General features: G+C 63.0%; 1 protein-coding gene. It reads left to right on the top strand.

What is annotated here, in order from left to right; genetic code table 11:
* Positions 1 to 273 (top strand): molybdopterin cofactor-binding domain-containing protein (locus KJQ96_RS39115; protein ID WP_213291232.1); only part of this gene is annotated, 273 nt, incomplete at both ends.

Here is a 273-nt window from a genome sequence, read left to right as displayed (position 1 = left end):
AAGTCGATGCCGGCACCGGCAAGACCTCCTTCGTCAACTTCGTGGCGGCCGACGATTTCGGGCGGCTGATCAACCCAATGATCGTCGAAGGCCAGGTCCATGGCGGACTTGCCCAAGGCATCGGCCAAGCGCTGCTGGAAAACGCAGTTTACGACCCCTCAGGCCAGCTCCTGACGGCGTCGTTCATGGACTACGCCATGCCGCGGTCTGACGACCTTCCCTCGTTCAAGCTGTCGCACACGACCACGCTCTGTCCGGGCAATCCGCTCGGCG

The organism is Bradyrhizobium sp. sGM-13 (genome assembly GCF_018398875.1).
GTDB lineage: Bacteria > Pseudomonadota > Alphaproteobacteria > Rhizobiales > Xanthobacteraceae > Bradyrhizobium.
This window is presented reverse-complemented; position numbering and strand designations above follow the sequence as displayed.